At 59.8% G+C, this 19,693-nt stretch carries 20 protein-coding genes; 13 read left to right on the forward strand and 7 right to left on the reverse strand.

The window, feature by feature from the left end; translation table 11 throughout:
• Window positions 1-76: 76 nt before the first annotated feature.
• The 3 genes from ACR0KL_RS02470 to ACR0KL_RS02480 form a co-directional block, all read right to left on the reverse strand.
• The gene (locus ACR0KL_RS02470) at window positions 77-1,357 is read right to left on the reverse strand and encodes an MFS transporter (protein ID WP_170466251.1); all 1,281 of its coding nucleotides are present in this window, start codon (window positions 1,355-1,357) and stop codon (window positions 77-79) included.
• Window positions 1,358-1,469: 112 nt separating this feature from the next.
• Window positions 1,470-2,516, reverse strand: coding sequence for a tRNA preQ1(34) S-adenosylmethionine ribosyltransferase-isomerase QueA (gene queA, locus ACR0KL_RS02475; RefSeq protein WP_170676700.1), 1,047 nt, complete (start codon window positions 2,514-2,516; stop codon window positions 1,470-1,472).
• Between the two features lie 41 nt (window positions 2,517-2,557).
• Entirely contained in the window at window positions 2,558-5,941 is a 3,384-nt protein-coding gene (locus ACR0KL_RS02480; RefSeq protein WP_480554467.1) for a YhdP family protein, read from the reverse strand.
• 68 nt (window positions 5,942-6,009) lie between these two features.
• Between ACR0KL_RS02480 and ACR0KL_RS02485 the strand changes: the two genes are divergently transcribed.
• From ACR0KL_RS02485 to aqpZ, 6 genes are all read left to right on the forward strand, one after another.
• Complete coding sequence (locus tag ACR0KL_RS02485; RefSeq protein WP_480776607.1) at window positions 6,010-6,471, forward strand: peroxiredoxin; 462 nt, start codon at window positions 6,010-6,012, stop codon at window positions 6,469-6,471.
• Between the two features lie 86 nt (window positions 6,472-6,557).
• Window positions 6,558-7,376, forward strand: a complete 819-nt coding sequence (locus ACR0KL_RS02490; RefSeq protein ID WP_480776641.1) for a ferritin-like domain-containing protein — start codon at window positions 6,558-6,560, stop codon at window positions 7,374-7,376.
• A 174-nt stretch (window positions 7,377-7,550) separates the two neighbouring features.
• On the forward strand, window positions 7,551-8,882 hold the full coding sequence (locus ACR0KL_RS02495; RefSeq protein WP_480776608.1) for a DUF5930 domain-containing protein: 1,332 nt from the start codon (window positions 7,551-7,553) through the stop codon (window positions 8,880-8,882).
• On the forward strand, window positions 8,872-9,372 hold the full coding sequence (locus ACR0KL_RS02500; protein WP_170676405.1) for a bactofilin family protein: 501 nt from the start codon (window positions 8,872-8,874) through the stop codon (window positions 9,370-9,372). Before ACR0KL_RS02495 ends, ACR0KL_RS02500 begins: the two co-directional genes overlap by 11 nt.
• A gap of 125 nt (window positions 9,373-9,497) precedes the next feature.
• Complete coding sequence (locus ACR0KL_RS02505) at window positions 9,498-10,313, forward strand: M90 family metallopeptidase (protein WP_480776609.1); 816 nt, start codon at window positions 9,498-9,500, stop codon at window positions 10,311-10,313.
• A gap of 92 nt (window positions 10,314-10,405) precedes the next feature.
• A complete protein-coding gene (gene aqpZ, locus ACR0KL_RS02510) occupies window positions 10,406-11,092 on the forward strand; it encodes an aquaporin Z (RefSeq protein WP_170458789.1) in 687 nt (228 codons plus the stop codon).
• 57 nt (window positions 11,093-11,149) lie between these two features.
• Here aqpZ and ACR0KL_RS02515 read toward each other — a convergent pair whose 3' ends face one another.
• Together ACR0KL_RS02515 and ACR0KL_RS02520 are read right to left on the reverse strand one after the other, a co-directional pair.
• Window positions 11,150-11,704, reverse strand: a complete 555-nt coding sequence (locus ACR0KL_RS02515) for a peptidylprolyl isomerase (RefSeq protein ID WP_170374003.1) — start codon at window positions 11,702-11,704, stop codon at window positions 11,150-11,152.
• Window positions 11,697-12,203 carry a peptidylprolyl isomerase gene (locus tag ACR0KL_RS02520; protein ID WP_170374004.1) on the reverse strand — a complete coding sequence of 169 codons (507 nt, stop codon included), beginning with the start codon at window positions 12,201-12,203 and terminating at the stop codon, window positions 11,697-11,699. The genes ACR0KL_RS02515 and ACR0KL_RS02520 overlap by 8 nt, the downstream gene beginning before the upstream one ends.
• Before the next feature lie 132 nt (window positions 12,204-12,335).
• Between ACR0KL_RS02520 and ACR0KL_RS02525 the strand changes: the two genes are divergently transcribed.
• From ACR0KL_RS02525 to ACR0KL_RS02555, 7 genes are all read left to right on the forward strand, one after another.
• Entirely contained in the window at window positions 12,336-13,526 is a 1,191-nt protein-coding gene (locus ACR0KL_RS02525; protein ID WP_170676409.1) for a phosphoglycerate kinase, read from the forward strand.
• Between the two features lie 161 nt (window positions 13,527-13,687).
• Window positions 13,688-13,987, forward strand: a complete 300-nt coding sequence (locus tag ACR0KL_RS02530; RefSeq protein WP_170482904.1) for an FtsB family cell division protein — start codon at window positions 13,688-13,690, stop codon at window positions 13,985-13,987.
• Between the two features lie 129 nt (window positions 13,988-14,116).
• A complete protein-coding gene (pdhA, locus tag ACR0KL_RS02535) occupies window positions 14,117-15,106 on the forward strand; it encodes a pyruvate dehydrogenase (acetyl-transferring) E1 component subunit alpha (protein WP_170676411.1) in 990 nt (329 codons plus the stop codon).
• Window positions 15,107-15,121: 15 nt separating this feature from the next.
• A complete protein-coding gene (locus ACR0KL_RS02540) occupies window positions 15,122-16,495 on the forward strand; it encodes a pyruvate dehydrogenase complex E1 component subunit beta (protein ID WP_425082999.1) in 1,374 nt (457 codons plus the stop codon).
• On the forward strand, window positions 16,495-16,755 hold the full coding sequence (locus ACR0KL_RS02545) for a hypothetical protein (RefSeq protein WP_170374009.1): 261 nt from the start codon (window positions 16,495-16,497) through the stop codon (window positions 16,753-16,755). Before ACR0KL_RS02540 ends, ACR0KL_RS02545 begins: the two co-directional genes overlap by 1 nt.
• Window position 16,756: 1 nt before the next feature.
• Window positions 16,757-18,061: a pyruvate dehydrogenase complex dihydrolipoamide acetyltransferase gene (locus ACR0KL_RS02550; RefSeq protein ID WP_480776610.1), complete on the forward strand. Its 1,305-nt coding sequence runs from the start codon at window positions 16,757-16,759 to the stop codon at window positions 18,059-18,061.
• Window positions 18,062-18,209: 148 nt separating this feature from the next.
• A complete protein-coding gene (locus ACR0KL_RS02555; protein WP_170676417.1) occupies window positions 18,210-18,449 on the forward strand; it encodes a hypothetical protein in 240 nt (79 codons plus the stop codon).
• Window positions 18,450-18,452: 3 nt separating this feature from the next.
• Here the strand turns inward: ACR0KL_RS02555 and cysE are convergent, their stop codons facing one another.
• Both cysE and ACR0KL_RS02565 read right to left on the reverse strand, forming a co-directional pair.
• On the reverse strand, window positions 18,453-19,262 hold the full coding sequence (gene cysE / locus ACR0KL_RS02560) for a serine O-acetyltransferase (protein ID WP_170374012.1): 810 nt from the start codon (window positions 19,260-19,262) through the stop codon (window positions 18,453-18,455).
• A gap of 132 nt (window positions 19,263-19,394) precedes the next feature.
• A complete protein-coding gene (locus ACR0KL_RS02565) occupies window positions 19,395-19,691 on the reverse strand; it encodes a DUF7742 family protein (RefSeq protein ID WP_170676419.1) in 297 nt (98 codons plus the stop codon).
• Between the last annotated feature and the right edge of the window lie 2 nt (window positions 19,692-19,693).

A 19,693-nucleotide genomic window follows, 5' to 3' on the forward strand; every position in this document is an offset into this window, starting at 1 on the left:
TCCCCAGGGACGTAAGGTCATTTAAGGCTGTTTTACAGATTTGTAACAGTAAAATATTACTACATTTCGGACATATTTAGGCGTTAGCGGAAACATCTTGTGCGTCTTCCTCGGCCTCGGCGGCTTCGATGGCCACTTCCTGGGCCACCTCAAGCGCAACGGGGGATGCGGACGGGTACAGAGGCGACATGGTGCCGGTTTCGTCGACTGGGATCGCCGCGCGCTGCGTCATGCGATACATTGCGTAGCCAGCCATCGCGAACAGCAACGCCGCGATGAACAGGAAAAAGCCCGGAGGTCCAAAGATCCCGTCCCCCATCAACCAACCTGTAATCAGCGGGCCAGCAATCGCGCCCAATCCGTTGATGAAAAGCAAACCCCCAGATGCAGCGGCCATGTCTTCGCGATCCAGAAAATCGTTCGTATGGGCGATCAGCAGGGAATAGAGCGGGTTTGACATACCGCCAATAAAGAAAGCGGTAACCAGAAGGATCGGGAAATTCACGCCGAATAGCATGCCAGCAACGGCGCTGGCACCACCTATGGCTGCCGCCAGCAGGATCAGGAAACGCCGATCCATTCGGTCCGAGAACCATCCCAGCGGGTATTGCAGCACGATGGCGCCGATGTAGAAGGCGGCCACGAAGGTCGAAATCTCGATCAGGCTCAGCCCAGCACGCGCGCCATAGACCGCCGCCATGCCGAACTGCGCCGAGAACACTCCACCCAACAGGAACATGCCCACACAGCCCAAGGGGGATTTGCCCATCAGCTCGCGCAGGGTCATGGGTTTGGTGGTGTCGAATGCAGGGGTCGGAGAAATCGACAAAAGGATCGGAGCGAACGAGACAGAAACGAGGATCGACGCGATCACAAACGTCTCATACCCAGCCGGATCGCCCAGCAAGACCAATCCCTGAGCCGAAATGATCCCCAGCATCTGCACAATCATATAAAGCGACAGCGCCTGCCCCCGGTTCTCGTTACTAGCCGCATTGTTCAGCCAGCTTTCAGCGGTCACATAAACGCCCGAGAAACAGAAGCCGATCACGGCACGCCCCAGGAACCACGCGATCGGGTCGGTCAGCATCGGATACATGATCATGACCGCGGAAATGAACGAGGCCAGGGCTGCGAAGACACGCACATGGCCGACCCTACGGATCATCTCGGGCGCAAGGCGCGATCCGCCCAGAAACCCCATGAAATAGGCCGACATCACAAAGGACATCTCGAGGGTCGAGAAACCTTCGATTTCACCGCGAACACCCAGAATCGTGCCTTGCAGGCCGTTGCCGACCATCAGCAGACCCATGCCGAGAAGAAGCGCCCAAGCGGTGGACAGAACCTGAATCATTTGGGCCTCCGGGATGTGCCAAGCTGATTTGCGAGTCGTTATGTGATCAAAACAAATGCAGATCGCGCCTGTCTACGACATTCCCTGTCTGACAGTGTCGCGGCTGAAGGTTTTAGGGGATCAGAAGGGATGAATCCCCATACGAAAAAAAGCGATATTTCTGTTCAATCGCATGGGCATAGACGGAACGCATACGCTCTTGCCCCATCAGGGCCGAAACCAGCATCAGCAGGGTCGATTTGGGCAGGTGGAAATTGGTCATCAGCGCATCCGTAACGTGGAACTGAAAGCCCGGATAGATGAAGATGTCGGTTTCCCCTTCCCAAGGCGCGATCTGCCCACTGCGCGCCGCACTTTCGATCAGACGCAGTGCGGTGGTGCCGACCGGGATCACCCGGCCCCCTGCCTCTTTGGTGGCGCTGATCTCATCAGCGGCCTGCTGGCTGACCCGGCCCCACTCGGCATGCATCTTGTGGGTTGTCACGTCCTCGACCTTGACCGGCAAAAACGTGCCCGCGCCCACATGCAGGGTCACGTGGCTGAACTCCACCCCGCGCTCTGCCAGTGCCGCCATCAGCGCATCGTCAAAATGCAGCGACGCGGTTGGTGCGGCCACAGCGCCCGAGTTGCGCGCCCAGATGGTTTGGTAATCCGTCTTGTCCTGCTCATCCGCTGGACGTTTGGCGGCGATGTAGGGTGGCAAGGGCATCGCACCGGCCTGTTCAAGGGCGGCGTCAAAATCCTCACCACTGAGGTTAAACTGGAGATAGGCCTGCCCGTCCTCTACCCGGTCCAGAGTCGCACTGAGATCGTCCGAGAATACGATCTCTTCGCCCGGTTTGACCTTTTTCAGCGGCTTGATCAGCGCGGTCCATGATCCATCCGCCTGAGGCTCGAGCAACGTCGCCTCAATCGCGGCGGAAACCGGCCCTTGGGCGCTGTCACGGTGCCGCCGCCCGCTGAGCCTCGCCGGGATCACGCGCGTGTCGTTCAACACAAGCCGATCGCCGGGGCGCATCCAGTTGGGCAGATCGAACACACGGCTGTCCGAGATCGCCTCGCCCTTGGCCACCAGCAAACGCGCGGACGAGCGCGGGTTGGCGGGCCGGGTCGCAATCAGGTCTTCGGGCAGATGGAAATCAAAATCGCTGAGTTTCATGGTCGCGCCATACAAGGCCGCAAGAGATTCGGCCATATCCCCTAGCGGTCGCTTTTCGGGGCGCCGTAAGTACGCTTGGGTTCGTCAGGTTTACGTGGTTGGGCATTCGGCCCATCTGAAACCGTTGGGGCTGGTGGACGCAGCAGGTTGCGCAGGAACAGCGGCGCGAGGCCCGACAGCGGGTTCACCGAGACCTTCGGGTCTGCCAAAGGCCCCGTAAGGGAATAATTGAACCCGATGACCCCCTCGCCCTTTTTGGTAAAGACGCTGCCGACCGCATTCAGCAGGTAGATCGGGGAAATAGCGCCTCGCAGGTTCAGCGTCCCAGCCACCGTATTCACCGTTCCATCAAAAGACAGCCCCATTGACGGGCCGACCGCACTGCCGCTGAGGATCTTGACCTCGGTCGGGGTGATCCGCATCCGGCTGTCGATGGACGAGAAGAAAATGCCCTGCCCGGCCATTTCATCCAGCAGTCCGACCAGACTGATCGCGTTCAACAGCGCCGCCATGGCCGGGGCATCCTGAATGCGAGTACTCACGATGCTGAGGATCACATCATAGCTGCCTGCGGTTGCGACCGGTTCCAACTGTACGTCCAACGTTCCGCCCCGTGCCTGCGTCAGCAAACCCGCCGAGCGCAAGACGGCACCGGCATCGTTCGAGGTCAGCTCTACCGCGCTGCGCGCGCCCCGCGGCGTGAGGCGCCCTTGCATGGCAGCCCCTCCGTTGACACGGGCTTTGAAGGTGCCGTTGACCCCTCCGGTCGTTTGAAACGTGCCCTTGAAGCCGGTCAGCGCCACGCCCTCAGTGACTTGGAGGCGGTCAAGCGTTACGTCGAGATTCGGGCCAGCGCCCGACCCGCTGCCGCCGCCCTCAGACCCGCCAAATGTGGCGCGGCCCAGGTTTAGCACCCCCCCGAGAACGCGAATGTCGGGTGTGGCGTTGCCCCGCCCGATCAGCTCGGCCGGAACCGCCAGCCAGTTACCCAAATCGAAGGAACTGAAGGAAACACGGTCAAACTCTCCCTCCCGGAAGGTGATCGACGCCGCAGTCCGCAACCCCGCCGCCTGTAGGTTCAGGGCATCAACCTTCAGCCCCTCGCCCAACGTTGCATCAGCGGTCAGAGTGCCACTTGTCGAAGCGGGTTTGCGCCATCCCAGCTCGGGTATGGCCAGCGTAACGCCCACCAGATCGGAGGAGGCCGACAGTTGCGGCGGCGCGCCTGCACCGATGCCCAGCGTAAAACCAGCCGTGCCAGACCCGCTGAGGAAGCTTTGCGGCAATCCGGCCTTCAATTCGGCCATGAGAAGCTGAGACAGCTCAATCTGCCCCGTCACGGTGCTGCGCTGCGCCGTCTCGCCATCAATCGGCTGTTGCCATTTGGCCTGCACGGGCACATCGCCGAACAGGCCCTGCCCCGCGATTTGCACGCCGGTTTGGTCTCCGGTCAGCTCCAGCATCGGTGCACTGACGGAAAATCCCGGCACCAGACGGTCGCTCCGCAGGTCGCCGAGGGTGCCTGCAAAGTGAAATTGCGTGTCCTGAAACTTTAGGCCCTTGATTAGCGGCAAGGACAACGTGCCCGAAAGCGCCACATTTCCCTCTGCCATCTCGACCGGCAGCCCTGCCTTGCTGAGCAGGCTGAGAGGCGGGCGATCCAGCAGGGATAGCGCAGCAGTGACACCCCCCGTCGCACTTATCCGTGCAATACCCGGCGTATTTTTTTTGATTTCGGTATCGGGAATAATGAAGGACGTACCCGACGCATCCACGGCCCCGCCCTGATCGGCCATCACCACTCCCTGCTGCGCGGTTGCGGTAAAGCGGTCGTCAATCAGACTGGCCTGCCCCTGCGCGCCTTCGACCGGAGGCAGGGTCTTGGCGAAACGAATGGTGGCATCCTCGAATCCGAAATCCAGATAGATGTCGGGTTTGTTGTCGGGCCGCAGACGCAGAGCGAAATCCATATCCGACAATGCCCCTTTGGAGAGGTTCTTTGTCACCCATTCACGCGGCTTCGGCGCAAGACGCTCGGGCCAATAGTTCAGAACCTCTTCAGAGTTCATTTGGTTGAGATGCGCATCCAGATCGGCCGACCAGCCATCTGCCAGCCCGACCAGCAGACCCGAGGCCCGCACGCGGTGGCCGCCATCCTCGATCGTCATCTGACCGACGCGCAGCCGGAAAGGGGCGAATTTCATCTGAACGTCCAGATCGGCACTTTTCAGGTTCAGCGGCTCGGGGAAGAGGTTGGCCGGGTTGACGTTGATCCCCGTCAGGCTCCACTGCCCATCCAGGCTGTCGAGCGTCCCGTTTTCCACCCCTTGCAGATAGGCTTTGCCCGCGGCCTGCACCGATCCCCAGGCGGAATCAATCGAGACCTCGTTGAAGTCCAGTTCCTGCCGGATTGGATCATAGGTGAAATAGGTGCGAGCGGAATCGAACGGGATGGCACGTGTCTCTGGATTCGGCTGCACCGCCCCGGCGCCCAGATTGAGCGTCGCGAAAACAGGGCCGAAAGCTCCTGAGCTATCGACACTGCCCCGCACCGCGCCTGAGATCGGCGTTTTCAGAACCTGCAACCACGCCAACGCCGGGCTTTGGCCGTAGATATCCTCGGCTGGAAGATCGGTGATCGTCACGCCAAAACGTGCCTCGGGCGTGCCCAGAATGCTGGTGTAATTGGCCTCGATCTGGCTGACAAAATCGCGCCCGGACAGGACCGAGAACCCGGTGGCCAGCCGCATGTCGTCGTCATTGCGGGTCAGCTGAATATGGCCGCCGTCTAGTATCCAGGACCTCCCCAACCGCAGATCGCGATAGTCCAGCGTGATCGCGTCCAACTGCACCGAGGTCAGCGCGGACAGGACCGGAGAAAGGAACACCTCATCCCCGGCCTCGATCAATTCGGCAAGGTTCGATGCGCTTTGCACGGGCGCGCTGCCAGTGCCCACCGTCAGGGTCAGCGCACCGTCCTCACCCCGCGTCAGGGCGATCTGTGCCCCACTGAGTATGATCCGCTTGGGTCGCACATGACCGCGCAGCAAGGGCCGCATCGCCAGGCTGGCCCGCATATCCGACACTTGGGCGATCTGTTGTCCGGCCTGATCACTGATGGACACATCCGTCAGACGCAAACGGGGCCGCCAACCTTCGTGAATGATAAAGCTGACATCGCCAAAGCGGATCTGGAGACCGCCCAGATTCTCCTCCAACCGCGCCTCAACGTGACTGCGCAGCCAGGCCGGGGCGTGCATGCGCTGACCCAGCACCATGAACCCTGTGACCACAGCCAGAACGACAAGCAAAACAACGCCGCGCAACGTCCAGATGCCCGCCGTCCGACGGCGCGAGCGGCGACGTTTCGGTTTGCCGACCTCTTCGCTATTGTCCTGATCCTGCTGCACCAATTTGCGTTCCACGCCTTTCAACCCGTCCGCGTTGCCCTATGATATCGGGCAGCGTTTAAAAACCTTTAGCGGAGTTTCCAATGCCCGACGTTTCAGACACGGCCCCTGACTTCACCCTTCCCCGAGACGGCGGTGGTGAGGTATCCCTCGCGGATCTGCGCGGCAATGCCGTCGTTTTATTCTTCTATCCCCGCGATGATACGCCGGGCTGCACCAAGGAATCCATCGGTTTTTCGGAGCAGCTTCAGGCCTTTGCCGATGCGGGCGCTCAGGTCTTCGGCATCTCGCGCGACAGCGTTGCCAAACATGACAAGTTCGTCGCCAAACACGACCTGACTACGCCTTTGCTGTCGGATGAAAACTCGACCGTCTGCGAGGATTACGGCGTCTGGGTCGAGAAAAACATGTATGGCCGCAAATCCATGGGCATCGAACGCTCGACCTTTTTGATCGACGCCGAGGGCCGCATCGTGCAGGTCTGGCGCAAGGTCAAAGTGCCGGGCCACGTGGATGCGGTACTTGAAGCCGTAAAGGCGATGTAGCCCCCTCGACCCCGCGCGCCATCCGGTCTATCCCCTGCCCCGACACGACAAGGTGGAGCGTACCAGTGCCCAAAACACTGACCCAGATGGCAACCGAGGTTCTGACCACAGCGGACGGGCGGGAGAAAACCGCCCTGTCCAAACGCCATGCCGCCGCTTGGTTCGCGTCGCGCAAGGGCGAGGGTGACGCGATTGAAATCGGCACCGCCACCCCGCCTTTGACCCCTGCACGCCCTGAAAAGCCCGAGCTGCTCTCACCGCGCGAAGTGCCAAAGCGCAAACCAGGGTCCGAGGCCGGGCGGATCGCGCTTTTGCACGCCGTTGCGCATATAGAGCTGAACGCGGTGGATCTGCATTGGGACATTCTTGCCCGCTTCGGTCACGTGCCCATGCCGATCGGATTTTACGATGACTGGGTCAAATGCGCCGAAGAAGAATCGCGCCATTTCGAGATGGTCTGCGATTGTCTTGAACGGATGGGCAGCTTTTACGGTGCCCTACCCGCCCATGCAGGCATGTGGTGCGCCGCCGAAGACACCGCCGAGGATTTGATGGGCCGCCTTGCTGTGGTTCCCATGGTGCTAGAGGCACGCGGGCTGGACGTCACACCCGGCATGATCGATATCTTTCGCAAGGCAAAGGCGGAACAGGCCATCGCTGCGCTCGAGGTGATCTATGCAGAAGAGGTCGGCCACGTCGCCTATGGCTCCAAGTGGTTCCATTTTCTATGCGGACGCGAAAACGCCGACCCCAAGGACGTCTTCCACCAATTGGTTCGGCGCTATTTCCACGGTGCCTTGAAACCGCCCTTTAACGAAGAGAAGCGCGCCGAGGCAGGATTGCCGCCGGACTTCTACTGGCCGCTAACCGAGGACATGCCCGCGCCGGGTCAGGTCTCAGACTGAGGTTAAAGGTTAATTTCGGCAGGTTTTCGCCGATCCGTAGGGGGAAATCTGCACCTTCGACAACAAATTGGTCAACAAACTTGCCCGAATGCTGAGACCCTATTAAGCATCCCGTCCAAGGGACGGCTATTGCACCACGACCGGTCCCGATCTTGGGGATGAGAGGTAAGACGCGTGAGAACACGTCTGGCAATTAAATTTCACTCGCTGCTCGAACGGCACTTCCCGGAACGCCGGGTTTTTCTGAAATCTGACAAAGACACACGGTACATCCGACTCAGCTCGGAAACGCAGATCGCTGCGGTGGCCGGTGTTGCAGTCATGGTTGGCTGGACCGCTGTCGCCACTGCGATCCTGCTTATGGACAGCATCGGATCTGGCAACTTCCGCGAACAAGCCAAACGCGATCAGGCCACCTATCAAGAACGTCTCAACATCCTGTCCGCCGAGCGTGACGCCCGCGCGCAGGAAGCCTTGGCCGCGCAGGACCGGTTCAACGCTGCACTGGCGCAAGTCTCGGCGATGCAGTCCGAGCTTTTGGCCTCGGAAAACCGTCGGCGCGAGTTGGAGACCGGGATCGAAGTGATCCAGACCACCCTGCGCGCCACGATGAAGCAACGCGAAGAGGCCCGTGGCGAGCTGGAGAAGATGCAACAGGATGCGGATTCAACGGACGCCTATGTCGTGGCCGCATCGGCCCCGGCGCAGATGGAATTCATGACCGACGCTTTGACCCGCACTGCGCAAGAGCGGGACCAGATCGCAACCGATGCGCGTGATGCGCTGGACCAGCGCGATGATCTGGAGTTGGAAATCCGACTGATGCAGGAACGCAGTGACGAGATTTTCCGCCAGTTGGAAGAGGCGATGGTGATCTCGGTCGAGCCTCTGGACAAGATGTTCCGTCAGGCGGGCATGCCCACAGACCGCATCATCGAAGAGGTGCGGCGCGGATATAGCGGTATGGGCGGTCCGCTAACCCCTTTATCCTTGAGCACCCGCGGCGAGGAGAGTGACATCTCCGCCGACGAGGTGCGCGCAAACCAGCTTCTGCAACAAATGGATCAGTTGAACCTGTATCGTCTGGCGGCCGAAAAAGCGCCCTTTGCGAACCCGGTTCATTCTGCTGTGCGATTCACCAGCGGCTACGGCACCCGCCGTGACCCCAAAACGGGCGGACGTCGGATGCATAACGGCGTTGATTTCGCGGGTCCCCAAGGCACCGATATCTTTGCAACCGCAGATGGTGTGGTCACCCATGCCGGTTGGCAGTCCGGCTTTGGACGCCTTGTGAAGATCAAACACGCCTTCGGGATTGAGACACTTTACGCTCATAACACCAAGATCCGTGTGAAGGTCGGCCAAAGGGTCTCGCGCGGGGATCATATTGCTGATATGGGTAGCACCGGACGGTCCACCGGCACGCATTTGCACTATGAGGTGCGCGTGAACGGAAAACCTGTAAACCCAATGACTTACATCAAGGCTGCGAGAAATGTTTTCTAAAAGCAAAATCAACGAGCCCGCATCCAAGGAGTCTGAGGCGGCAAAACCTGCTGCTCCGGCGACTCCGGCGGCCCCTGCCCCTTCTGAACCCAAAGCCAGCACGGCGCCCAAGCCGAAGCCACCCGCATCGGTTCTGTCTTCGGACCTGCACATCACCGGCAACATCAAGACAACCGGTGACATTCAGGTTGAAGGCACTGTCGAAGGCGACATCCGCGCGCATCTGCTGACCATCGGCGAAACCGCGACCATCAAAGGCGAAGTCACTGCAGACGACGTTGTGGTCAACGGCCGTATCGTGGGTCGCGTGCGTGGCCTGAAAGTCCGCCTGACCTCGACAGCACGGGTCGAAGGCGACATCATCCACAAGACAATCGCCATCGAAAGCGGCGCGCATTTCGAAGGCTCGGTGCAGCGCCAGGACGACCCACTGAATCCTGGCCGCGGCGCGAAACCGGGTGCCAACCCGGCTGCGGAAGTCAAACAGTAAAGCAAATCCAACCCGGATTTTCCAAACGCCGCAGGTCATCCTGCGGCGTTTTCGATTCAACTGCAGGCGTTCTTCTGAATCCAGTTCCAAGCTTGAGCTAGTACGGCTAAACTCTGTCCATGTGGATGTTTTTTGCTCTTGTCGCAGCCGTCGCAGGCGCGTTTCTATACTGGTCCTGGTCCAAGAAAAAGGCGCGCGCTGCGCTTCTGGCCGAGCCATTGAGCGAAGACGGCCGGCGCATCATTGCAGCACAAGTCCCAATCCTCCAACGCGTCCCATCCGACCTACGTGAGAAATTGGATGGCAAGATCAACCTGTTTCTGGAACAGGTGAGCTTTTATGGCTGCGACGGGCTCGAGGTCACCGATGAGATGCAACTCTCCATTGCCGCGCAAGCCTGTCTGCTCGTGGTGAACACGGATACCTGGTACGACAATCTGACAACCGTTCTGATCTACCCCAACGCCTTCAAGTCTCGGCAACAAAGGCGCAGCGGTTATGTGATAACTGAGAAAGAGATCATCCGAACCGGCGAAAGCTGGGACCATGGGCCGGTGATCCTGTCATGGGCGCATAGCAAACAGGGCGCGATGAATGACCATGACGGGCACAACGTGGTGTTCCACGAGTTTGCGCATCAGATCGACGACCTGTCAGGTGGCACCAACGGAGTTCCGGTTCTTGCAAAAGGACAGAGCTATGCCGAGTGGGAACGTGTCTTCTTGACGGCCTATTCCGACCATGTCGCAGCAGTAGAGGCCGGGCATCGCACCGTCATCGACCCCTACGGTGCCGAAGGCCATGAGGAGTTTTTTGCCGTCTCGGTCGAGGTGTTTTTTGAGCGCCCTCACGCCCTGCAAAAGGCGGCACCTCATGTCTATGAACAGCTTGCCGCGCTGTTCAATCTCGATCCCGCAACATGGGGCGAAAGGCCTAACTGATGCGCAGGCCGTGAAAATTCCCCCAAACGCAAGTTTCACAAATCACGGTTTTTGAATTACTCTGGTTCTCATTGATTAATGGAGGACTATTCATGTCATCAAAACTCATGGCCGAATTCTTCGGCACGTTCTGGCTGGTTCTGGGCGGCTGCGGCAGCGCAGTTCTGGCAGCAGGGGTCGCTGATGTCGGCATAGGATGGCTTGGTGTATCCTTCGCCTTCGGCCTGACCGTTTTGACCATGGCCTACACAGTGGGCCATATCTCGGGCGGGCATTTCAACCCTGCCGTCAGCCTCGGCCTGATGATCGGAGGGCGCTTCCCCGCCAAAGACCTACTGCCTTATTGGGTCGCGCAGGTGCTGGGTGCAATTGCGGCAGCGGTGGTACTGTACGTGATCGTCAGCGGCGCGCCCGGTTTTGAAGGCGTGGGCGGGTTTGCCTCAAACGGCTATGGCGAGGCGTCACCCGAAGGGTATTCCATGATGTCCGCGCTGGTGATCGAGATCGTGCTGACCGCGTTCTTCATCGTGATCATTCTGGGGGCCACCTCCAGCGGAGCACCTGCGGGCTTTGCCCCGATCGCCATCGGCCTGGCCCTGACCCTGATCCACCTGATCTCAATCCCTGTCACCAACACGTCGGTCAACCCAGCGCGGTCCACAGGCGTGGCCCTGTTTGCGGATGGCCCTGCCCTTGCACAGCTGTGGCTGTTCTGGGTCGCCCCTCTGATCGGCGGTGCAATCGGAGCGTTGATCTGGAAAGCAATGGGCGACGACTGATTTCAGTCCCTAGTCCACAAGAAAACCCCGGCGCATGACTTGCGCCGAGGTTTTTCGTTACTCGGTCACTGTGACCTTTTTCATCGCGTCAGGCTGGCCGACAACGGCACCGTTCTGACCCGCACCGCGCTTGATCGCGTCGACCACGTCCATCCCGTCCGTGACCTGACCGACAACGGTGTACTGGCCATCCAGAAATGGTCCCGGCTCGAACATGATGAAGAATTGCGAGTTCGCGCTGTTCGGGTTCTGAGACCGCGCCATGCCGACCACACCGCGATCAAAGGTGATGTCCGAGAACTCGGCCGGCAGGTCGGGACGGTCCGAGCCACCACGACCTGCATTCGCAGCGTTGAAGCTGCCCTTGGTCTGGTTGCCGAACTGAACATCTCCGGTCTGGGCCATGAACCCTTCGATCACGCGGTGGAAGACGACGCCGTCATATTCACCCGCATTGGCAAGCGCGGTGATCTGCTCAACGTGCTTGGGTGCGACATCTTCGAACAGGTCGACGGTGATGGTGCCATTGGCTTCACCCTCAACCTCGATCTGCAGCCCGGTGGCCAGCGCGGGGCTGGCCAACAGGACAAAAGCGGCGGCGAGCTTATGCATCTGCCGCTACCTTGACGCTGATCATGCGGTCCGGGCTCGCAGGCGGCTCACCCCGTACAATAGCGTCTACATGCTCCATCCCGTCGATCACGCGGCCATAAACCGTATACTGACCGTTCAGGAAGTGGTTGTCCTTGAAGTTGATGAAGAACTGCGAGTTTGCCGAATCCGGGTTCTGCGAGCGCGCCGCGCCCAGCGTTCCACGGTCATGTGGCAGTTTCGAGAATTCAGCCGGAACGTTCGGCAGCGACGACCCGCCTGTGCCCGCCATGCGGATGTTGAACCCGTCTTCCATGTCACCGTGCTGGACATCACCGGTTTGGGCCATGAAGCCGTCAATCACACGGTGGAAGGCCACGTTGTCATACTCCCCCCCACGGGCCAGCTCTTTCATCCGGGCGCTGTGCAGAGGTGCCACGTCGGGCAGCAGCTCGATGACGACATTGCCGTCTTTCAGCTCAATGATGATTGTGTTTTCGGGATCCTTGATCTCGGCCATCTGGCCCTCCTGTCGTTTGTCTTGCGCAAATACCTATGCGCCAAGCGCCTGAATGCCAAGTGACGCATTGACCTGAGGGCAAAATGCAGGAAAAGAACCGCCCAAAGGGTATCAAAACACGAGGATTGCGCGATGAGCTGGAAAACACTGGACGATATGGACCTGAACGGCAAACGCGTGCTGGTGCGCGTGGATATCAACGTGCCGGTCGTTGACGGTGTTGTGACCGACGCCACCCGTATTCAGCGCATTGTGCCCACGGTGCAGCACATTCTGGCATCCGGTGGCAAACCCATCCTTCTGGCCCATTTCGGCCGTCCTGGCGGCGAACGCCGCGAAAGCCTGTCGCTGAACCAACTTGTCCCGACCTTGGAGTCTGCTTTCGGAGCAAAAGTCCTGTTCGCCGCCGATTGTGTGGGCACTGAGGCTGAACTGGCCGCTGACGCCCTGCAGCCCGGTCAGGTGCTGCTTCTGGAAAACACCCGTTTCCACGCGGCTGAAACCAAGAACGATCCCGATCTGGCCGCTGGCATGGCGCGTCTGGGCGATGTCTACTGCAATGACGCGTTCTCGGCCGCGCACCGCGCCCACAGCTCGACCGAGGCGCTGGCCCGTTTGCTGCCCGCCTGCGCCGGTCGCCTGATGCAGGCCGAGCTTGAGGCGCTGGAGGGCGCTCTGGGCGCGCCTAAACGCCCTGTGACGGCCGTTGTTGGTGGCGCGAAAGTATCCACCAAGCTGGAGCTGTTGGGCAATTTGATCGACAAGGTCGACTATCTGGTCATCGGCGGCGGTATGGCGAACACGTTCCTTGTCGCCAAGGGCGTCGATGTCGGCAAATCGCTGGCCGAAACCGCGATGAAAGACACCGCCGCAGAGATTCTGGCTAAGGCCGAAACATCCGGCTGCACCATCGTGCTGCCCGTTGATGTGGTCGTCGCCGAGAAATTCGAGGCAAACGCGCCGCATCAGGTTTTGCCCGCCGATAAGTGCCCCCCAGACGGCATGATCCTTGACGCAGGCCCTGAAAGCGTCGCCGCCATCACTGAGATCTTCGGCAAAAGCCAGACCCTGATCTGGAACGGTCCGCTCGGCGCGTTCGAGTTGGAGCCCTTTGACGCCGCCACCAACGCCGCCGCCCTGAAAGCCGCTGCGCTGACACGCGCCGGTCAGTTGATCTCGGTCGCAGGTGGAGGCGATACCGTTGCCGCCCTGAATGCTTCGGGCGCGGCCCAGGACTTCTCGTATATCTCGACCGCAGGCGGAGCCTTCCTAGAATGGATGGAGGGCAAGACCCTACCCGGCGTCGCAGCACTGGACCAGTGACCTCCGCGGCACGCTCAAAACCAGGCCGCGAGACAATCTGACTCAACCACGCAATTTTTGCGAATCAGGGGATTCACATCCCGAATCACCTGTGACATAGTGTGTTCAGAGGCCCACAAAGGGCCCGTTATTGAGGCAGACTTCATACGGCGGTCAACAGAGTGTCCCGTTCCCATCGGCCCGGTTTGGGCGCAGTTTTTTTCTTTTCGGTGGCTTTTATGCTGGGTGTATATTTCACCTTCGCCGCCGTGCAAGGAGACTATGGCCTGTTTCGACGGGTCGAGATTTCGGCGGAACGGGACGCCCTGTCACGCGACCTCGCGGCGCTAAAAGCTGAGATCACCGAGATGGAAAACCTCACCCGCCGTCTTTCGGACAATTACCTTGATCTCGACCTACTGGATCAACAGGCCCGATCCGTACTGGGCATGATCCGCGCGGATGAAATCGTCATCCGCTAACCCCCTTCTCCCACTGCATGAATTGCGCAAAGCTACGCTGCGTCATATTTACGCTCGCCAGATCGCAAGAAATGCTCTAAAAGATAGTTTAACGCTAAACTATCTGTCCGAAAGGGGGAGATCGCCACAATGGCTGCGCGAAAAACCACAAAGAAACCAAACGTTTCTGCGAAAGAGCTGAAAACCTACTACCGCGAAATGCTGTTGATCCGTCGATTCGAAGAAAAGGCGGGGCAACTTTACGGTATGGGTCTGATTGGCGGTTTCTGCCACCTCTACATCGGACAAGAAGCGGTTGTTGTCGGCCTTGAGGCTGCAGCAAAAGAAGGCGACAAACGCATCACATCTTATCGCGACCACGGTCACATGCTGGCCTGCGGCATGGATCCGGGCGGCGTCATGGCCGAACTGACCGGGCGTGAGGGCGGCCTGTCTAAGGGCAAAGGCGGCTCGATGCATATGTTCTCGAAAGAGAAGCATTTCTACGGCGGCCACGGTATCGTTGGCGCTCAGGTCCCGCTGGGCGCGGGTCTGGCCTTCGCTGATAAATACAAGGAAAACGGTGGCGTGACCTTCACCTATTTCGGTGACGGCGCGGCCAACCAGGGTCAGGTCTACGAGACATTCAACATGGCAGCCCTTTGGGAACTTCCCGTGGTTTTCGTGATCGAGAATAACCAATACGCTATGGGCACCGCCCAGGCGCGCTCGACCTCTTCGGCGGATATCTATCACCGTGGTCAGGCCTTCGGTATCCCGGGCGAAATGGTCAACGGCATGGATGTTCTGGCGGTCAAAGCCGCGGGCGAGAAAGCCGTCGCGCACTGCCGCGCAGGCAAAGGCCCCTACATCCTTGAGGTCAAAACCTACCGCTACCGTGGCCACTCAATGTCCGACCCGGCCAAGTACCGAACCCGCGAAGAAGTTCAGAAGGTCCGCGAGCAAAGCGACCCGATCGAACATGTGCGCGAGCTGCTGCTGACTGGCAAACACGCGACCGAGGATGACCTCAAGGCGATCGACAAAGAGATCAAAGAGGTCGTCAACCAGGCCGCCGAATTCTCGAAAGAAAGCCCTGAGCCGTCGGTGGATGAGCTCTGGACAGATATTTACGCCTGAGAGGACGAATAAGACATGGCAACCGAAATTCTCATGCCCGCCCTTTCGCCCACAATGGAAGAGGGCACGCTGGCCAAATGGCTGGTCAAGGAAGGCGACACCGTATCTTCCGGCGACATCATGGCCGAGATTGAAACCGACAAGGCCACGATGGAGTTCGAGGCCGTTGACGAAGGCATAGTCGGCAAAATCCTAATCGAAGAAGGCACCGAGGGGGTCAAGGTCAACACCCCCATCGCGATCCTGGTTGAAGAAGGCGAAGATGCCTCCGCCCTGCCCGCGGCTGCCCCCGCAGCCGCAGCGGTGACCGAGGCCGCCCCTGCGGCGGTTGAGGCCCCCGCTCCCGCAGCCGCCGCCCCGGCCGCTCCGGTCGTGGACCTGTCGCCCGATTGGCCAGCTGACGCGGAAATGAAAACCGAGACTGTCCGCGAAGCGCTCCGCGATGCGATGGCCGAAGAGATGCGCGGCGACGAAGACGTTTACCTGATGGGTGAAGAAGTCGCCGAATATCAGGGCGCCTATAAAATCAGCCAAGGTCTGCTGGACGAATTCGGCCCCAAACGCGTGATCGACACCCCGATCACGGAGCATGGCTTTGCCGGTATCGCGGTTGGTTCAGCCTTCGGTGGTCTGAAACCCATCGTCGAGTTCATGACTTTCAACTTCGCAATGCAGGCGATTGACCAGATCATCAACTCCGCCGCCAAGACGCTCTATATGTCCGGCGGCCAGATGGGCTGCCCGATCGTGTTCCGTGGCCCCAACGGTGCCGCCGCCCGCGTGGCCGCGCAGCACTCTCAGGACTACGCCGCATGGTACATGCAGATCCCTGGTTTGAAAGTCGTGATGCCATACTCGGCCGCCGACGCAAAAGGCCTGCTGAAATCGGCGATCCGCGACCCCAACCCGGTGATCTTCCTGGAAAACGAAATCCTCTACGGACGCACTTTCGACGTGCCGCAAGTGGATGACCTAGCCATTCCTCTGGGCAAGGCCCGCATCTGGCGCGAAGGCTCGGACGTGACCATCGTCAGCTTCGGCATCGGCATGCAGTATGCCCTCGAAGCCGCCGACAAACTGGCCGAAGAGGGCATCAGCGCCGAGGTCATCGACCTGCGCACTATCCGACCGATGGACACAGGCGCGATCATCAACTCGGTGATGAAGACCAACCGTCTCGTGACTGTGGAAGAAGGTTGGCCACAAGGATCGGTCGGTAGCTACATCAGCTCGGTCGTGATGCAGGAAGCGTTCGACTATCTCGATGCGCCGGTCATCAACTGCACGGGCAAGGATGTTCCGATGCCCTATGCCGCGAACCTCGAAAAACTGGCCCTAATCACCACGGATGAGGTGATCGCTGCCGTCAAACAGGTGACCTACCGGTAATGGAGATCAGGGGCCGCGATCCAGCAACCGAATGCTACCGTGTCGAGATTGACATCGACAACCGCATCGTACGGGCGCTTGTGCCCGAGCGACTGGCGGCGGATATGCGGTTGATAGGCGCGCGCCCCTCGCACCAGACCGCCTATGTCTGGATGGCAGAGAACAAAGAAAAAATCGAGGCCGCGATTGCGACGCTCGCACGCGGCACCGGGCGCCCCAAGGCGCCCTTTGACCAAATTACTCTGATTGAGGAGCGCTGAAATGCCCACCGAAATCCTAATGCCCGCCCTGTCTCCGACCATGGAGGAAGGCACCCTTGCCAAATGGCTGGTCAAAGAGGGCGACACCGTCTCCTCCGGCGACCTGCTGGCCGAGATCGAAACCGACAAAGCCACGATGGAGTTCGAGGCTGTTGACGAAGGCACCATCGGCAAGATCCTGATCCCGGAAGGCTCCGAAGGGGTTAAGGTCAACACTGCCATCGCAGTTCTGCTGGAAGATGGCGAAAGCGCCGATGATATTGGCACAACACCAGCCGCGGCCCCAGCGGCTGCACCTGCCGCCGCCGCGAGTAACGAGGTCGCCGCGCCAGCGGCATCCGAGGCGCCCGCCCCTGCCCCGGCAGCGCCTGCCAAAGCCGATGGTGGTCGTATCTTCGCCTCACCGCTGGCCCGTCGCATCGCGGCGCAAAAGGGCCTTGATCTGGCACAGATCACTGGCTCCGGCCCGCGTGGTCGCATCGTCAAAGCGGATGTGGAAAGCGCAACCGTAGCGCCAGCAGCAGCCGCTCCGGCCCCTGCAGCAGCCGCCGCCCCCGCAACGGCGGCACCGGCTGGCCCATCGGCAGATGCCGTCGCCAAGATGTACGAAACTCGAGATTACGAGGAAATCAAGCTCGACGGCATGCGCAAGACCATTGCCGCGCGCCTGTCCGAAGCCAAGCAGACCATCCCGCATTTCTACCTGCGCCGCGATATTAAACTGGACGCGCTCCTTAAGTTCCGCAGCCAGTTGAACAAACAGCTGGAAGGCCGTGGCGTGAAGCTCAGCGTCAACGACTTCATCATCAAAGCTGTCGCCAACGCGCTGCAGCAGGTTCCCGAATGCAACGCAGTCTGGGCGGGCGACCGCGTGCTGCAGTTGAAACCGTCTGATGTGGCCGTTGCGGTTGCGATCGAAGGCGGTCTGTTCACTCCGGTCCTGCAGGATGCCGACACCAAGTCTCTGTCTGCCCTGTCGACCGAAATGAAGGACCTTGCCGGTCGCGCCCGCGAACGCAAGCTGGCTCCGCATGAATACCAGGGTGGCACATTCGCGGTTTCGAACCTGGGCATGTTCGGCATCGACAATTTCGACGCCATCGTGAACCCGCCACATGCTGGTATTCTTGCGGTCGGCACAGGCCTGAAAAAGCCAGTTGTCGGCGAAGACGGAGAGCTGACGGTTGCAACCGTGATGTCCGTCACGATGTCTGTGGATCACCGGGTCATCGACGGCGCGCTTGGGGCTCAGTTGCTGCAAGCCATCGTCGAAAATCTGGAAAATCCGATGGTCATGCTGGCCTGATCAAACTCTACCCGCCGGGGTCCGACCTCGGCGGGTGCTCTCTCGATTACGGCCACGAAGTGAGCAAGCGTGATAGCCCCAAAGGTTGCCGCAGCAACCGCGCTTTCCCAGCTTTTAAACAGACGGTTTTGAGAACCAAAGGTGGCCCATGCGCTTTTCCGTTTTGACCAAGATATTGCTTTTCGTTGCCGCGTCCTCAACTGCTGCTGACACGGCGCTGGCGAAACCCAACAGCTACCCGGGCGAAAACTCCAGGTTCAAATCCAGTGACCCAGCCGTCATCGCCCAGCAAAGAGCCGAGCGCCAGCAACGCATCGACGAGCGTAAGGAACGGCGGGAGCAAAGACGGCAAGAGCGGTTGAAAAGAAAGAACAACCGCTCGAACTGAGGTTTACTGGTCCTTGCCCAGCATGTGGTCCATCGAGATAGAGGGCTGATCGCACCCCGCCTCGCCCACTATTTTGGCCGGAATGCCGGCAACTGTCTTGCAAGCGGGAACCTCTTGCAGCACCACCGATCCTGCGGCGATCCGGCTGCAGTGGCCGACCTCAATGTTGCCAAGAACCTTGGCCCCGGCACCGATCAGAACTCCATCACCGATCTTTGGGTGGCGCTGCTCTTCTTCCTTGCCGGTTCCGCCCAACGTCACAGAATGCAGCATCGAGACATTGTCACCAACCACGGCAGTCTCACCAATCACGATGGAATGGGCGTGGTCGATCATGATCCCTTTGCCAATCCTGGCGGCGGGGTGAATGTCGATGCCGAAAATCTCAGACGAACGCATCTGGAAGAAATAGGCCAGATCATGCCGTCCCTTGCGCCACAACCAGTGGGCCACGCGATAGGCCTGCATCGCCTGATAGCCTTTAAAATAAAGGATCGGCTGCAGAAGGCGGTGGCAGGCTGGGTCACGCTCATAGACGGCCATCAGGTCGGCGCGCGCGGCCTCAATCAAACTTGGGTCGTCGGCATAGGCCTCGTCCACGATCTCACGCAGGACCATCATCGACATCTCGTTCGAACACAGCTTGGCCGCCACTCGGTACGACAATGCCCTTTCAAGACTGCGGTGATGCAGAATACAGGCATGCACCAGCCCGCCCATCAGGGGCTCTTGCTCAACGGCGGTATGGGCCTCAGTCGTGATCCGGTTCCAGACCGGATCGACGGGGGTCACGTGGCTGCGCTTTTCAAACATGGCTTTTGATCCTTTGCTGCGCCTAGCATGCCATTTAGTGGTAAAAACGCCAAACGCAAACCCGTGATCTTCAACTTAACCAAAATGAATGTGTTCCAAGTGGGTGCTGGTGCCTTTCGGCTCTCTAAAAAGTCAACCCAGCGCCCGCCGAGCCTGACGTAGTATAAGTTGGCGCAAAACCATCTCAAAACACTGGCAATAATCAAGATCGTCAAAGCCCGGTTCATCCGCCAGCACCCGAGTGCGGGCGGCTGTCATCAGGGATCCATTGCCGTAGAGCGGGTGCAGCCGACCAGTGCGCTGGACATGGCGGTCGGCCAGTTCGGCCTCTGCCACCATCCTGATACAGAGGGTTCGACGACAACGCTGCGGCACAGCCAAGAGGGCGCGTGCCGCAGCGCTGACGTCTCCGTGGAGGACGGGGCGCACAG

This window comes from Ruegeria sp. C8, assembly GCF_056537565.1.

What these genes read in the sequence shown, in the direction of transcription:
- ACR0KL_RS02470 (WP_170466251.1), bottom strand. Translation starts at nt 1,357, where the DNA reads ATGATTCAGGTTCTGTCCACCGCTTGGGCGCTTCTTCTCGGCATGGGT.
- queA (WP_170676700.1), bottom strand. Translation starts at nt 2,516, where the DNA reads ATGAAACTCAGCGATTTTGATTTCCATCTGCCCGAAGACCTGATTGCG.
- ACR0KL_RS02485 (WP_480776607.1), top strand. Translation starts at nt 6,010, where the DNA reads ATGCCCGACGTTTCAGACACGGCCCCTGACTTCACCCTTCCCCGAGAC.
- ACR0KL_RS02490 (WP_480776641.1), top strand. Translation starts at nt 6,558, where the DNA reads ATGGCAACCGAGGTTCTGACCACAGCGGACGGGCGGGAGAAAACCGCC.
- ACR0KL_RS02500 (WP_170676405.1), top strand. Translation starts at nt 8,872, where the DNA reads ATGTTTTCTAAAAGCAAAATCAACGAGCCCGCATCCAAGGAGTCTGAG.
- ACR0KL_RS02505 (WP_480776609.1), top strand. Translation starts at nt 9,498, where the DNA reads ATGTTTTTTGCTCTTGTCGCAGCCGTCGCAGGCGCGTTTCTATACTGG.
- aqpZ (WP_170458789.1), top strand. Translation starts at nt 10,406, where the DNA reads ATGTCATCAAAACTCATGGCCGAATTCTTCGGCACGTTCTGGCTGGTT.
- ACR0KL_RS02515 (WP_170374003.1), bottom strand. Translation starts at nt 11,704, where the DNA reads ATGCATAAGCTCGCCGCCGCTTTTGTCCTGTTGGCCAGCCCCGCGCTG.
- ACR0KL_RS02520 (WP_170374004.1), bottom strand. Translation starts at nt 12,203, where the DNA reads ATGGCCGAGATCAAGGATCCCGAAAACACAATCATCATTGAGCTGAAA.
- ACR0KL_RS02525 (WP_170676409.1), top strand. Translation starts at nt 12,336, where the DNA reads ATGAGCTGGAAAACACTGGACGATATGGACCTGAACGGCAAACGCGTG.
- pdhA (WP_170676411.1), top strand. Translation starts at nt 14,117, where the DNA reads ATGGCTGCGCGAAAAACCACAAAGAAACCAAACGTTTCTGCGAAAGAG.
- ACR0KL_RS02540 (WP_425082999.1), top strand. Translation starts at nt 15,122, where the DNA reads ATGGCAACCGAAATTCTCATGCCCGCCCTTTCGCCCACAATGGAAGAG.
- ACR0KL_RS02545 (WP_170374009.1), top strand. Translation starts at nt 16,495, where the DNA reads ATGGAGATCAGGGGCCGCGATCCAGCAACCGAATGCTACCGTGTCGAG.
- ACR0KL_RS02550 (WP_480776610.1), top strand. Translation starts at nt 16,757, where the DNA reads ATGCCCACCGAAATCCTAATGCCCGCCCTGTCTCCGACCATGGAGGAA.
- ACR0KL_RS02555 (WP_170676417.1), top strand. Translation starts at nt 18,210, where the DNA reads ATGCGCTTTTCCGTTTTGACCAAGATATTGCTTTTCGTTGCCGCGTCC.
- cysE (WP_170374012.1), bottom strand. Translation starts at nt 19,262, where the DNA reads ATGTTTGAAAAGCGCAGCCACGTGACCCCCGTCGATCCGGTCTGGAAC.